The following is a 13,947-nucleotide window of genomic DNA, read 5'->3' as shown; positions in this document are numbered from 1 at the left end:
TAGTGTGATTTTTAATTTTTTATACCAAAAAAAAAGGAATTTCATCATAAAAAAAGAATATAGAATTGTAATCAAAATATATTCTAATTAAATTAAACAATGCCATAGTATTATTTTTTTATTTAAGGAGGTTATTTATGGGTCAAGCTGTTGATTTTCTCAACTCGATAATTTGGAGTCCAGTACTGGTGTATTTACTTCTTGCAACAGGACTTTACTTCTCGTTTGCAACGCGATTTATGCAGATACGCCATCTGAAAGAAATGATAAGACTACTTTTTGGTGGTCAAGAATCTGAACAGGGTGTTTCTTCTTTCCAAGCATTTGCACTAGCTGTTTCTGGTAGAGTAGGAACTGGTAATATCGCAGGTGTTGCAACAGCCATTGCTCTCGGTGGTCCCGGAGCGTTATTTTGGATGTGGGTAATAGCATTTTTAGGTGCAGGTTCTGCTTTTGTGGAATCAGCGTTAGCTCAAATTTACAAGGTTGAAATTGACAATCAATATCGTGGTGGACCTTCGTACTATATAGAAAAAGGTCTCGGTATAAAATGGTATGCTGTGCTATTTGCCGTTTCTTCGGTAGTTGCAATGGGATTTTTATTGCCAGGGGTTCAAGCAAACAGTATAGCTAGTAGTGTAAATACTGCTTTCGGTCTCAGCCCTTATATAACAGGTGCTATAATCGTTATTCTTTTAGGTACTATTATCTTTGGTGGAGTCCATCGTATGGGTAAAGCAGCTGAAATTCTTGTGCCATTTATGGCAGGAGCTTATATTCTTGTTGCCCTTATCATTATTGTTGTTAATATTGCACAGCTTCCGGCTGTTTTCATGTTGATTATCAAGAGTGCATTTGGAGTAAATGCAGCTTTTGGTGGAATTTTAGGAATGGCAATCTCATGGGGTGTAAAACGTGGTATTTATTCTAACGAAGCTGGTCAAGGTACTGGTCCTATGGCAGCCGGTGCGGCTGAGGTTTCTCATCCTGCTAAGCAAGGGTTAGTTCAAGCATTTTCAGTTTATATAGATACATTGTTTGTCTGCAGTGCAACAGGATTTATGATTCTGTTAACAGGTGCATATAATGTCCGTGACAACGTCGGTGGTTTCATCGTTGAAAATATTCCAGGTGTTGAGTATGGTCCAGCTTATACACAGATGGCAGTGGATTCTTTTATGCCAGGTTTTGGTAGTAAATTTGTTGCTATTGCATTATTTTTATTTGCATTCACGACCTTAATGGCTTATTACTACTATGCAGAAACCTGTATTGTTTATTTATTTAAAGGAGGACATCACCATAAACTGGTTGTCAATTTAATGAGATTTGCACTACTCGCTGCTATTTACTATGGTGCAGTTAGAACAGCATCATTGGCTTGGGGTCTAGGAGATGTAGGAGTAGGGCTTATGGCGTGGTTAAATATTATTGCTATTATTCTTTTAAGAAAGCCGGCACTCCAGAGTCTAAAAGACTATGAAGAACAAAAATCTCAAGGTTTAGATCCTCAATATGATTCTATAAAAATGGGAGTAAAAAATGCAGAATTTTGGGAAGGTGGATATAAACATCATCCAGATTATAAAAAACATCATCATAACGTTTAAATTTTAAATAGTTAATCAAGAATAAAAAAAGACAGCCACTAGTTACAAGTAACTAGTGGCTGTCTTTTTTTTAATAAAGTTCTTCCTTATATATATCTACATAAGTAAGATAAATTCTCAAATCTAATTCTACCTCACCACAATTATCTTCCATAGATTGACACAATCTATAAAAAGCCTTATCATGATTTTTTTCCTTTAAATGAGCTAATTCATGTACCACTATATGCTCCAAAAACTTTAACGGCATTTTTTTAAACTTAGAAGCTATCTTTATTTCATTTTTTACCTTTGTTTTTTTACCCTGTTTCCTGGGAATATATGAGTGAAGACCCAAAGCTTGATTTTCTAAAATTATCTTTCCATCGTAAACTACCTTTGACAGAGGCTGACTTTTTCTTAAAAAATTATTTTTTATCTCCATAGTATATTCATATAGTTGTTTATCTGTATCTATTCTATGAGCTTTGGGATATTTATTTTTGATATAAACTCCTAATTTCTCTTTTTTTATCAATTGTTCTACCTGTTGCAGGATATTTTCTGAATACCCATTTAAATATTTGAATTCCATTTTTATCCCTTCTTAAACTTTTCTATATGTTTATTAACCTAGTATTTCCTTCATCATAACTATCGCTACACCTAAAAGTACTTCAAAATCTGCAATATTAAATACGGGCCACCCTTTAAAATTAAAGTATATAAAATCAGTTACATATCCTTTCTTTAGTCGGCCAATAAAATTCCCTAATCCCCCTGCTAATATCAAGGAATAAGATAAATAATTATTTATATCGATATATAGGAGATAGCCTAGATAGGTAAATAAGAATAAATTTATAATTAATATTAAACTTTTTTTCCCTGACAATCTATTGAATGCTATCCCGTAATTTCTCACGTAGATCAATTGTATCTTTCCGCCAAACAGATGTTTAGGAACATTTAGATTTTTTTCAGCCCATTCTTTAGTCCATAGGTCCAAGGTTAAAAAAATTATTATTATTCCTAAGACAAAGAACCACTCTCTATTCAAATTCATACCTGTCATATTGGTATAGTTTATTATGTTCAATGGTAGCTAGAAGTCTGCTGATATAGACTTCCTCCATCTCACTGTATTTGTCTAATTTTGGTACTAAGACCTTATAATCATCCGTTACCTGAAGTTTTTCTCGAAACCTACTATAGGCTTTATGCCTGGCCAGTAATTTCATATAGTCAGCCATAGATTCCTTCAGTGTAGGGTAGCTTCTTAAGTACACCTGTTTATTTACCCTGGCTTCCCCAGCTTTTATCCTAGGTTCAGTGGGATCTACCGACCATACACCAAATATATTATTTGCTTTTTCAAAAAATCTAGAGGTTCCCCAGCCGCTTTCTAAAATAGCTTGAGAAAGTAAGATTGATATAGGAACAGGTTTTAATTTATGATATAAAACTTCTATGTCTTTTTCCTTAACTCTGTATTTAGCATACATCTTTGAAAGATACTCCTCATCCCTCTCCTTCTTCCCTTCCATAATTAATTTTAAACCTTCCCTGGTTTCTTCTATCTCTTCTACCACAATCATTGCCGTAGGCACCATGATTTCAAAAAATTTCTGTTTCTTATTAGGAACATTTAACCCTCTTAAAGATACATTGTCCATGCTATAAACTACTCTAGGAACTAACTTCTCTCCTGGAATCGGCTGAACATCTGATAGATGGAGTAAATCGATCTCTTTGTATGTACCTTTCACCATTTTTTTGATTTCTAATCTAATTTTTACATTTTGCTCTGCTGCTATTTTTTCTTGTTTTTTGATTTTTTCGATTTTTATTGATTCAGTATTTTTAGAAACTACTCTATCCTCTAATTGAGAAAAGTTAATAATTACAACAATTAGATAAAGTAAAAATAATTTAATACCCATATCTACCTCCTTTGAAACATTATAATATTCTTATGATTATATTTTATGATATTTAGGTTGTGTTTCCTACTTATAACCTCAAAAGTTTTTTTATTATAAAATACAACGTGGGTAGGATCTTGGATATACCACCATTTTTTGAACTCCTCATCAGTAGGAGGAGAGACAGCAGTCATGAGGATTAATTTACCATTTTTCTTCAGAATAGACAGCAAAGTTTCTAAAGTTTCTATAGGGTTATATATATGCTCAAAGACCTCTGTAGAGATGATCACATCATACACCTTATCTAAATAATCTTTTTTATTGTAGAAAAATTTATCATAGATATCGACCTTGTATCCCTCTTCTTCCATTACATCAGCCAATACCGGCTGAGGCCCTGATCCATAGTCTAGGATACTATTTCCTCTATCTAGGTTATCTTCTATATAATTTATAAATTTTTTAAAGTAAGATCTATATGACGGATCTGAAATCTCATTGTTATGAACCTCGTATCTCCTACCTTCATCTTCAGGAGTTAAAATATGAGCCTTATCTATAAAAATAAATTCACACTCTGTGCATTTATAATATTTTTTTAATCCAGCTTTATTTTTTACCTCAATGAGGTGAAGGTCTTCATTTTCACATATATTACATTTCATAAGTTTAAAATACTCCTTTGTGCAGGTTGTAAGGAACATATTCTCCTACCCCTGTTTTAATACTCTCTAATACTTTTCTCATCTCGAAATCTGACTCTAAGACAAAGTCTAACCTTACTTCAGCTAACCCTAAATCTTTTAATTTTTCTATTCTAGAGATTACATTCATAGGTTTTTCTAAGAAAACTTGTGTATTGCCTAATTTATTAGTATAAAGCTTAAAGTTATCTTCTTTTTCATTGATTAAACTATCAGCTTCTACATTAAGATTTTCTATATACATCCCTGTAAGGTGGCCGTATACCATCATCCCACACTTACTTAATTCAAGAGTACTTAAGTAATCTAAATCAAATTCAGGTGACAGATAGATAACTCCTACATTTTTCATCTTTGAAAATTCCTCTATAGATCTGCTGTTAGCTATATTAAAGTTGTAATCTACAGATACCGTATCATTCTCATTTTGTATTAATTGATATAGATTAGAAGCCAATCTAGATTTTGTATCGATCCTATCTAAATTTGATTCTTTAGCTACTTCAGGTCCTCTATAATAGATCTTTTTAATTCCAAATTCCTTGGCTACTTTAAACTGCTCCTTGTTTACAACAGATACAGCAACTGTAGTTTTATAGTCATTCTCTCTTATTGTAGGTGTGAATCCGATAACTTCATAGGTATCTAAAGTTCTTCTTGTAGTTGCTAAATACTCACTCTCAAATTTTTCTATAGCTTGTCTCTTTATATCCTTTAAAGTCTTCAACGAAACAAAAGCTTTTCCATCATATTCAATATCGAGAGTAGACAATTTTAATGTAGAGTTACCCATCTCTCCTAATTTTTCAAATATAGTTTCATTGTCTAAAGGTCTTTTTTTAGCTTCTTCTAAAATATCTCCTACGACAGTTAGAGTTACTCCATTTGCATAGATATCAAATCTAATCGGTTCTCCTACGTGTGCAAAAAACTTTCCACCTATAGACATTCTACCCTTTGCAGTTTTTAGTGTAGATTCAATACTGTCATTTAATGCTTTATCAAATGTCTTATAGATAAATTTAGTTCCCTTTGGTGGATATATACTGATAAGATCCAACCTTTTAGCCTCTTTTACCTTTTTACCCATAATGATAATCTGATTTAGATATTCACCCTGTAATATATTCATATCCTTATCTAAATAAGCTATCCCGTCTCCTAAGATAACTGTAGTATTTAATTTTAATATTCTTCCTCTAACGTCACCAATACTGTATCCATAGTTAGAAGCATATTTACTATTCATTAATTTATCACTATCATTTTTATAGAAATACCCCTTTGAATAACCTCTATTAAATATTTTTTCAGGATGGTGGTTTTCATTCTTGTTTTCTAAAATATCACTATATTTTCCTACCATCTCGTATACATAATTAGGAGATTTCATCCTTCCTTCTATTTTAATTGCATTTATTCCTGCTGCTTTTAACTTATCAATCTCAACTTTATCCAGCATCTGGTCTTTTGGGCTTAGAAGATACCCGCTTTCTTTTTTAGTAGTTGTGTACTTTTTTCTACAAACTTGAGCACACATTCCCCTGTTACCACTTCTACTTCCTATAAAACTACTGATATAGCAATTTCCAGAATAAGATATACATAGAGCTCCTGATACAAATATTTCTAACTCAATCTTTGTTTTTTTTCTGATAGTCTTAATCTCTTCAAAACTAAGTTCACGGGATAAAACTACCCTTTTAAATCCTAAGTTATAAAGATAGTTAGCTTCAACATGGTTAGCTACAGTCATTTGAGTACTACCATGGATCTCCAACTCTTTAAAATTCTCCTTTAGATATCTAAAAACACCTAAATCTTGTACGATTACAGCATCTAATCCATGTTCATAAAGTGCAGATAAATTCATATATAAAGAATCTAACTCACTATCTTTCATAATTGTATTCAATGTCAGTAAAACTCTTACTCCTCTTAAATGTGCATAATCGATAGCATCTTTTAATTCATTGATTGTAAAATTGATAGCTGATCTTCTGGCTCCAAAACCTTTCAGCCCTAGATAAACCTCATCTGCACCACCTTTTATGGCTGCCTTCATTCTCTCTATATCTCCTGCAGGAGCAATTATTCTCATCTTTCCACCTCTATTTTTAAATTTTTATTTACCTAATATAGTACTATATTTTATAGGTTTTATCAAGATTTAAAACCTAAGTACTCAAAACTAATAACTGATAATAAAGAATTCTAAATTCTAAATTTTTTGAATTAGTCACCAATTAACACCAATCTTCACAGATTAAAAAAACTTAGTCACAAATAGCATGAATTAAATCTTTTAAATTTAAGATAATTAGTGTAAATTAGTGGTAAAAAATAGGAAAAAGAAGCTTCTCCTGCCTCTTTATGCTATAATATTTTATAACAAATAAACTTAAATTTTGAGAGGATGAAGATAAATGAAAATAGGAAAATTGACGGCTTCACAACTAAAAGAAGTAATTTTTAATAATATAAAGAAGAAGAGAAAGGAATTTTTAAATTCACCGGGAATAGGAGATGACTGTGCCGCTATAGACCTGGGAGAAAAAGTATGTTATATAAGCAGCGATCCCATTACTGGTGCAGTTTCTGAGATAGGCAAATTAGCTGTAAATATAACCTGTAATGATCTAGCTACTACAGGGGTTGAGCCTATGGGTATCATGGTTACCATATTGGCTCCTCCATCGACCAGTGTAGAAGACCTTCAAAATATCATGGTAGATATGGAATCTGAATGTACTGTGTTAAATATTGATATCTTAGGAGGACATACAGAGATTACCGACGCTGTAAATAAAGTCATAATATCTGTAACAGGATTAGGATTCGGAACCAAAGATCACTATGAGGACAAAAAAGAAATTTTAGAGGGAGATATAGTCTTACTCACTAAAGGAACAGGCATAGAAGGGACTGCTATCATAACCTATGAAAAAGAAAAAGAGTTAGAAACTATATTATCTCCAAGTGAAATCGACTATGGAAAATCTATGATGGGTTTAACCAGTGTGGTCAAAGAAGGTTTGTTATCTTCAGAACTCTCTAAGGGGATGCATGATGTCACTGAAGGTGGGATATTAGGAGCAGTCTGGGAGGTTGCAGAACTTTCTAAATTAGGAGTTACCATCTACCGTGACCAATTAAATGTTTCTGAAGTTACCGATAAAATTTGTGATCATTATGAGATCGATCCATTAAAATTAATTTCCAGCGGATCAATGCTTATAGTCGTATCTCCTCAAAATAAAGATACATTATTGAATAGGTTGATATCAGATGATATCCCTACTTTTGAAATAGGCTATTTCACAGAAAATATCGAGGAAAAATATATATATGACTCTAAAGGTCAAAGATCAGACATATCTGAACCAGAAAGCGATGAACTCTATAAAGTGGTATAAAATATAAATTTTTAGGAGGTAGTTAGATGAAGGTATCTATATTAAAAAAAGTAGTTGAATTGAGAAAGAATGGTGAAAAATTAAAAGCTTTGGAAACTATAAAAAACTATCTAAAAGAAGATCCTACAGATCCTATAGCTAACTATCAATGTGCATGGTGTTACGATACATTAGAACAGGAGCAAGAAGCTATTCCCTATTATCTTAAAGCTATCGAAAATGGACTTTCTAGTGAAAATCTAGAAGGTGCTTATCTAGGTCTCGGAAGTACATACCGTACTATAGGAGAGTATAAAAAATCAGAAGAAATTTTTAAAAGGGCTATGAATGAATTTTCGGATAATAAAGACTTTCAAGTCTTCTATTCTATGACCCTTTATAATCTAGGTAATCATAAAAAATCTATGGAGATACTCTTAAAAATTATAAGTGAAACTTCAAATGATACTAAGATTAAAAGTTATAAAGATGCTATTTTATTTTACTCCGATAAATTAGATCAAATATTTTAACGAAGTTCAAAAAAAATAAAAACTGGGTTTCTCTTAGAGAACCCCAGTTTTTATAATCTAGGGAATTATACTTCTCTAGATGCAGCATCACGTTGCTTTTTTATTAACTAATAATTTTACCATCTATCATAACTAAAATTGGATCTTGAATAGTTATAAAAGGTTTTTCTTTCCATACAACTAGATCTGCATCCTTCCCCTCTTCAATGGAACCAATTCTTTTTTCTACTCCCATCATACGAGCTGGATTTATCGTTACTGCTTCTAGACCCTTTTTAAAAGGCAGTCCCTTAGAAATTGCTAACCCTACACAAATTGGCAGATACTGTAGCGGTATTACAGGAGCATCTGTTATTATGGAGATATCCTGATCCTTGGCTAATTTAACTAAATTTTCAAACCCTTTTCCCTTTAATTCCATCTTTCCTCTGGCTCCTAAACTAGGCCCTACTATTAAATTTCTTTTTTTAGTATGGATATAGTCCAGTATATCTGCCCCACACGTCACATGATCCAATGTATATAATAGATCAAATTCCTCTACAACCCTTATGGCAGAGACTATATCATCAGCTCTATGAACATGGATTTTTAAAGGTATTTCTTTATTCATTATAGGTTTCATCGCTTCTAATTGATGGTCATATTTAGCTTCTTTATCTAAGTTATACTCTTTAGACAGTCTCAAAAATTCTCTTAATTTACTTATAAGACCCATCCTAGTCAAATTATGGACTCTTTTTGGATTCTCTCCTAAAGCCGCTTTCATAGCAATATATGGGTTGACCAATATATCATCTATCGTATCTCCAAAAGTTTTTATACATGCATATTGTCCGGCTATCAAGTTAGCTGATCCAGGCCCACTTCCACAAGCTGTTATCCCAGCTGACCTCGCTTCTACAAATGTTATATCCTGGGGATTTATTGCATCTATTGCTCTCACTTCTGGAGTTATAAGATTACTCCTTTCATTGTGATCCGCATAAAAAACACCAGCCGAATCAGTTTTTAATCCCAAATGTGTATGGCAGTCAATTAAACCAGGGGTCAGATAGTTCCCCTCTATATCTATTATTTCTTCACCTTCTAAGGGAACGATCATCTCCTTACTGATGGTTTTAATCTTATTATCTGCTATTCGGATAAAATATACCCCTTCATCTATACCATGGCTCAAAATTCTTGCTTTTGTCAAAATCAATACTCTCAACTCCTACAATTTTATTTTCTTCATTATACACTAAAAGTCTAGAAATTAATTATAATTCCTAGACTTTTATTTTTTAAATATAATTATTTTATTATTTTTTTAATATTCTAATAGAGTTAAATATAGTCAGGATAGCTACTCCTACATCAGCAAAGATTGCTTCCCACATGGTAGCTTCTCCCATGACTCCTAATCCCATAACTGCCAATTTTATAACTAATACTAATATAATATTTTGTGTTACAATTTTTCTAGTAACTTTTGCAACATCAATTCCATCAACTATCTTTGTGAGCTCATCGGTCATTATAACCACATCAGCAGCTTCAATTGCAGCATCACTACCTATTCCTCCCATAGCCATCCCTACGTCAGCACGGGCTAATACAGGAGCATCATTGATCCCATCTCCAACAAAGATTACATTTCCATCGACTTCATTCTGAATTTCTTCAAAGATATTTACCTTTTGATCAGGTAGTAAACCTCCATAAACCTTATCTATTCCTACTTTTTCGCCAATATTAGCAGCCACAGATTTGTTGTCTCCAGTTAACATATACGTTTTTATTCCCATTTTTTTTATAGATGAGATTGCCTTTTCTGAATCTGTCTTCAATTCATCAGAAATTACAAGATAACCCTCAAATTTATTTTCAACAGCTACATAAACGATAGTTCCTATTTTATCTACCTCAGGACATTTTATGTTATTTGTTTCCATCAATTTATAGTTTCCTAATAATATGTTTTTATTTTCTAAAGCTAAACTTACTCCCTGTCCTTCAATTTCCTTATAATTTTTTACCTTTTCTATCTGAATTTCTTTGCCATATGATTCCACTATACTTTTAGCTATTGGATGGTTTGAATACGCCTCTCCATGAGCTGATATATATATAAGTTCATCCTCTGACATCTTACTCGTAAATACTTCGGTTACTTTAAAATTACCCTTTGTGATAGTTCCAGTTTTATCAAATACCACAGCTCCAACTTTGTATAGTGCTTCTAGATGATTTCCACCCTTGATTAAGATACCTTTTTTAGATGCAGCTCCTATACCACTAAAGAATCCAAGAGGTATCGATACTACTAATGCACATGGACACGATATAACTAAAAATATCAACGCTCTATACAGCCACGTATTAAAATCTCCTACAAATAGCGGCGGGATCACAGCTGTCATAGTAGCTACAACTACCACTGCTGGTGTATAATATTTAGCAAATTTAGTTATAAATTTTTCAGTATCAGCTTTTTTATTACTTGCATTTTCTACTAATTCCAATATTTTATTTACCGTAGAATGATAGAAATCTTTATCTACTTTAATTTCTATTACACCATTTCTATTGATACTTCCACTTAGAACTGCATCTCCAGCTTTAACATCTAAAGGAAGAGATTCACCAGTTAATGCAGAGGTGTCTAGAGCAGCATTACCTTTTATTACAACTCCATCTAGTGGTATTTTTTCACCTGGTTTAACCACAATAACTGCTCCTACCTTTACACTTTCAGGTTTAACTTTTTTCATTTCATTTCCCGTTTTTATATTGGCAAAATCTGGTCTTATATCCATCAAACCTTCGATAGATTTCCTAGAATTATTTACTGCTCTTCCTTGGAAATATTCTCCTACTTGATAAAATATCATAACAGCAACCGCTTCAGAGTATTCACCTATGAAAAAGGCCCCAAAGGTTGCAATAGTCATCAGGAAATTTTCATCAAATACATTTCCACGAGTTATATTTTTAAATGATTTTAAAACTACATTTCCACCAGAAACTATGTAAGCCAGAACGAGTACTGCTATTTTAAGTCCCGTATTTTCTATCCCGAAAGTTCCTAGAAAAAATAAAAATAATGCAACCGCTACTCCGATCTCTTCCTTATAAGACCTACCTTGTTTTGAACTAACAATTTTTTCAGGTTCTACATATTCCTCAGTGGTGTCTTCCTCTACTTCAAGGATAGTTGTTCCCGGCTCGATCTTATCTGCTAAAATTTTGATCTCTTTTAAAAATTCATCTCTTTCTCCAGAGAATTCAACCACTAAAGTTTTTTTCATAAAGTTTAATGTAGCCTTTAAAACATGGGGAAGTTCCTTTATAGCATCTTCAACCTTAGATGCACATCCACCACAGTGAAGGTTTTCAACATTATAGGTAACTTTTGTATTTTTCTTAGTTAAAATTTCTTCGATTATTGTTCCCGGTTCTAAGTTGTCTGCTAATTTATTTAACTCCTCCAAAAGATTTTCTTTTATTTCCTTTAATTCAATAAGTAAAGTTTTTTTCATAAAATTTAAGCTGGCATTTTCTACATACGACAGTGAATTGACTGCATTTTCAATCTTAGCAGCACAGCCACCGCAATGTAGGTTCTTTATATTGTATATAACTTCTCTTTTCATAGTATTCTCCTTTTAAATAAATTATGTATGAATATCTACTCATATATTACCCTAAAGTTATATGAATGTCAACTCATATATAAATAAATATTTTCCAGAAAAACCCATTTTTTTTTGACTATTTATAAAGTTTAACTGAATTTATATCAATGTATGAAAATATAACCACGATGAACTCGAGTACTGAACACCATAAAACAGATGAATACATTAAAGATCATAATAAAATAGAAAATGCATTAAAAGGAATATCTTCTATAGCTATATTAAATAATCACGGATAAAATCTAAAGAAAATGACATTGAATTTTTAGTGTCATTGACAAAGGGTATAGATTAAATAAATAATTTTTTTAGTTAAATACATGAAGTGTATGGGTACACTTCATGTGTTTTTTATTGAACAAATTCTATAATATGAGTATCATAGTTATTAGAGTTATTATAAAATATTACTAGGGAGAAATTATATGAAAAAATCAACAAAGTTTTTAAATTTGGTACTAGCGCTATTACTTCTATTCGCTGCAGCTTGTGGAAAAGAAAAAAGTAAAAATGATAAAATATCTGCTAAAAGCAACGAAGTTACGGTATATTCACCACTTTTCCCCGATGCTATCAATAGTGTTACCAATGGTTTTACAAAAAAAACAGGAATAAAAGTTAACCTGGTTGTAGCAGGTACTGGAGAATTACTTAAAAGAATCCAAGCTGAAAGTGAGAATCCTCTAGGGGATGTTATTTTTGGAGGAGGAGCTGAATCTCTGAATTCATACAAAAAATATTTTGCACCATATAGAAGTTCAAACCATAATAATATCGATCCTTTATTTAGAGATCCTGAAGATAAGTGGTTTGGTTTTGCTGTCTTGCCTATGGTTATGATTTATAATACCGATCTTGTAACTAAAGAGGAAGCTCCTACTTCTTGGAATGATTTAATCAACCCTAAGTGGAATGGGAAAATAGCCATGGCTTCTCCTGTTAAATCTGGATCTGCCTATACAATCACAGCCACTCTTTTGACTGCCTTTGGAAAAGATTCTGAAACTGGATTTGATTTTGTTAAAAAATTTATAGCTAATCTTGACGGTAAAGTTTTAGGAGGTTCATCTGCTGTACCTAAAGGTGTTGTAGATAAGGAATATTATATTGGATTAACTTTGGAGAGTTCTGCTGTTAAATATAAGAACGCCGGTGGACACATCGAAATAACATACCCATCTGAAGGTACTTCTGTGGTTGCTGATGGGGCTGCTTTAATCAAAGGTGCTACCAACGAAGAAAATGCTAAATTATTCTTAGACTATATAGGAAGTAAAGAGGTTCAAGAAATCTTAGCTACAAAATTTAATATCAGAGGAGTTAGAACTGATGTTGCTCTTCCAAAGGGATTAGGACCAATTTCAGATATCAAACTACTTGACTATGATTTTGACTGGGCATCTAAGAGTAAAAAAGACATCATTAAAAGATGGAAAAATATAGTTTCAGGAAAGGAATTAAGATAACAGTTAGATCATAAAAATTGAAACTGTATTATCATGTTTAATTCCCAATATTTAAAGTGGTAGAAATCTCTATCACTTTTTTTATTATTTTAGTAAGAATTTTCCTTAAATATAAAAATAAACTCTTGTTTACTTCTTATGGAAAAATAAAAAAATAGCATCGAATGTCTCTTTGCTATAGGGAGAGAAAGAGAAAAAATAATATTTTTTGGAGTGATGGATTAAATGATTTATAAAAACTAAACCAAAAAACTGAACCCCATTTAGAGTTCAGTTTTTTCTTTTTGGATATTTAATTTTTAAGACCGCTTACAGCTGTCTCTATTTTTTTTAGTATATCTTTTAGATTACTCTTTATTTCACTACTGCTAAATCGAAGGTAAGTTACCCCTATAGAATATAGATATTCATCCCTTACTTTTTCATATTTTTTAGTGTGCTTATCATTATCAATCTGTATAGCAAACTCTATCTCAGGACAGTAAAAATTAGCAATATACCTTCCCATTTCATATTTTTTTTGAAATTTTAAGTTATAAAGTTTTCTATCCTTTATATAGTTCCATATTTGTTTTTCTTCAGCAGTTAGCTGTATTTTTATCCTAGATTTTAATGGTTTTGATTTTTTCAGATTAAAAATTTCCACCTT

Annotated in this window: 12 protein-coding genes; 4 read left to right on the top strand and 8 right to left on the bottom strand. The window is 31.9% G+C overall.

Features of this window, described 5'->3' with window-relative positions; all coding sequences use genetic code 11:
* The first annotated feature begins 137 nt into the window (after positions 1-137).
* A complete protein-coding gene (locus K337_RS17775; RefSeq protein WP_051251629.1) occupies positions 138-1,610 on the top strand; it encodes an alanine/glycine:cation symporter family protein in 1,473 nt (490 codons plus the stop codon).
* A 70-nt stretch (positions 1,611-1,680) separates the two neighbouring features.
* On the opposite strand, the gene K337_RS0105900 is transcribed toward K337_RS17775, so the two are convergent.
* Genes K337_RS0105900 through K337_RS0105880 form a run of 5 tightly spaced genes read right to left on the bottom strand, consistent with a single transcriptional unit; the run spans position 1,681 to position 6,322 of the window.
* Positions 1,681-2,184, bottom strand: coding sequence for a YgjP-like metallopeptidase domain-containing protein (locus K337_RS0105900; protein ID WP_028855797.1), 504 nt, complete (start codon positions 2,182-2,184; stop codon positions 1,681-1,683).
* A 33-nt stretch (positions 2,185-2,217) separates the two neighbouring features.
* Positions 2,218-2,688 (bottom strand): signal peptidase II, encoded by a 471-nt coding sequence (lspA, locus tag K337_RS0105895; RefSeq protein WP_051251628.1) that lies wholly within the window; start codon positions 2,686-2,688, stop codon positions 2,218-2,220.
* A complete protein-coding gene (locus K337_RS17770; RefSeq protein ID WP_051251627.1) occupies positions 2,642-3,532 on the bottom strand; it encodes a glucosaminidase domain-containing protein in 891 nt (296 codons plus the stop codon). Before K337_RS17770 ends, lspA begins: the two co-directional genes overlap by 47 nt.
* A gap of 2 nt (positions 3,533-3,534) precedes the next feature.
* The gene (locus K337_RS0105885) at positions 3,535-4,182 is read right to left on the bottom strand and encodes a class I SAM-dependent methyltransferase (RefSeq protein WP_028855795.1); all 648 of its coding nucleotides are present in this window, start codon (positions 4,180-4,182) and stop codon (positions 3,535-3,537) included.
* Positions 4,183-4,186: 4 nt separating this feature from the next.
* Positions 4,187-6,322 (bottom strand): peptidase U32 family protein, encoded by a 2,136-nt coding sequence (locus K337_RS0105880; protein ID WP_028855794.1) that lies wholly within the window; start codon positions 6,320-6,322, stop codon positions 4,187-4,189.
* 325 nt (positions 6,323-6,647) lie between these two features.
* Here K337_RS0105880 and K337_RS0105875 point away from each other — a divergent pair, with 325 nt between their 5' ends.
* A complete protein-coding gene (locus K337_RS0105875; protein WP_028855793.1) occupies positions 6,648-7,637 on the top strand; it encodes an AIR synthase family protein in 990 nt (329 codons plus the stop codon).
* 26 nt (positions 7,638-7,663) lie between these two features.
* Positions 7,664-8,149: a tetratricopeptide repeat protein gene (locus tag K337_RS0105870; RefSeq protein ID WP_028855792.1), complete on the top strand. Its 486-nt coding sequence runs from the start codon at positions 7,664-7,666 to the stop codon at positions 8,147-8,149.
* 103 nt (positions 8,150-8,252) lie between these two features.
* Here the strand turns inward: K337_RS0105870 and K337_RS0105865 are convergent, their stop codons facing one another.
* Together K337_RS0105865 and K337_RS0105860 are read right to left on the bottom strand one after the other, a co-directional pair.
* On the bottom strand, positions 8,253-9,353 hold the full coding sequence (locus tag K337_RS0105865) for an amidohydrolase family protein (RefSeq protein WP_028855791.1): 1,101 nt from the start codon (positions 9,351-9,353) through the stop codon (positions 8,253-8,255).
* Positions 9,354-9,453: 100 nt separating this feature from the next.
* Positions 9,454-11,787: a heavy metal translocating P-type ATPase gene (locus tag K337_RS0105860; RefSeq protein ID WP_028855790.1), complete on the bottom strand. Its 2,334-nt coding sequence runs from the start codon at positions 11,785-11,787 to the stop codon at positions 9,454-9,456.
* A 470-nt stretch (positions 11,788-12,257) separates the two neighbouring features.
* Between K337_RS0105860 and K337_RS0105855 the strand changes: the two genes are divergently transcribed.
* Positions 12,258-13,298 carry an ABC transporter substrate-binding protein gene (locus K337_RS0105855; RefSeq protein WP_028855789.1) on the top strand — a complete coding sequence of 347 codons (1,041 nt, stop codon included), beginning with the start codon at positions 12,258-12,260 and terminating at the stop codon, positions 13,296-13,298.
* A 292-nt stretch (positions 13,299-13,590) separates the two neighbouring features.
* On the opposite strand, the gene K337_RS0105850 is transcribed toward K337_RS0105855, so the two are convergent.
* Positions 13,591-13,944: a DUF559 domain-containing protein gene (locus tag K337_RS0105850; protein ID WP_028855788.1), complete on the bottom strand. Its 354-nt coding sequence runs from the start codon at positions 13,942-13,944 to the stop codon at positions 13,591-13,593.
* Positions 13,945-13,947: the final 3 nt, after the last annotated feature.

Origin of the sequence: Psychrilyobacter atlanticus DSM 19335, from assembly GCF_000426625.1 — a bacterium.
GTDB classification, from domain to species: Bacteria; Fusobacteriota; Fusobacteriia; order Fusobacteriales; family Fusobacteriaceae; genus Psychrilyobacter; species Psychrilyobacter atlanticus.
The sequence above is the reverse complement of the archived record's forward strand: the minus strand, read 5'-3'. Positions and strand labels throughout refer to the sequence as shown.

Excerpts from the sequence above, each read along its gene's own strand:
- K337_RS0105880 (WP_028855794.1), bottom strand. The coding sequence starts at position 6,322 with ATGAGAATAATTGCTCCTGCAGGAGATATAGAGAGAATGAAGGCAGCC.
- K337_RS17775 (WP_051251629.1), top strand. The coding sequence starts at position 138 with ATGGGTCAAGCTGTTGATTTTCTCAACTCGATAATTTGGAGTCCAGTA.
- K337_RS0105885 (WP_028855795.1), bottom strand. The coding sequence starts at position 4,182 with ATGAAATGTAATATATGTGAAAATGAAGACCTTCACCTCATTGAGGTA.
- K337_RS0105875 (WP_028855793.1), top strand. The coding sequence starts at position 6,648 with ATGAAAATAGGAAAATTGACGGCTTCACAACTAAAAGAAGTAATTTTT.
- K337_RS0105860 (WP_028855790.1), bottom strand. The coding sequence starts at position 11,787 with ATGAAAAGAGAAGTTATATACAATATAAAGAACCTACATTGCGGTGGC.
- K337_RS0105870 (WP_028855792.1), top strand. The coding sequence starts at position 7,664 with ATGAAGGTATCTATATTAAAAAAAGTAGTTGAATTGAGAAAGAATGGT.
- K337_RS0105900 (WP_028855797.1), bottom strand. The coding sequence starts at position 2,184 with ATGGAATTCAAATATTTAAATGGGTATTCAGAAAATATCCTGCAACAG.
- K337_RS0105855 (WP_028855789.1), top strand. The coding sequence starts at position 12,258 with ATGAAAAAATCAACAAAGTTTTTAAATTTGGTACTAGCGCTATTACTT.
- K337_RS17770 (WP_051251627.1), bottom strand. The coding sequence starts at position 3,532 with ATGGGTATTAAATTATTTTTACTTTATCTAATTGTTGTAATTATTAAC.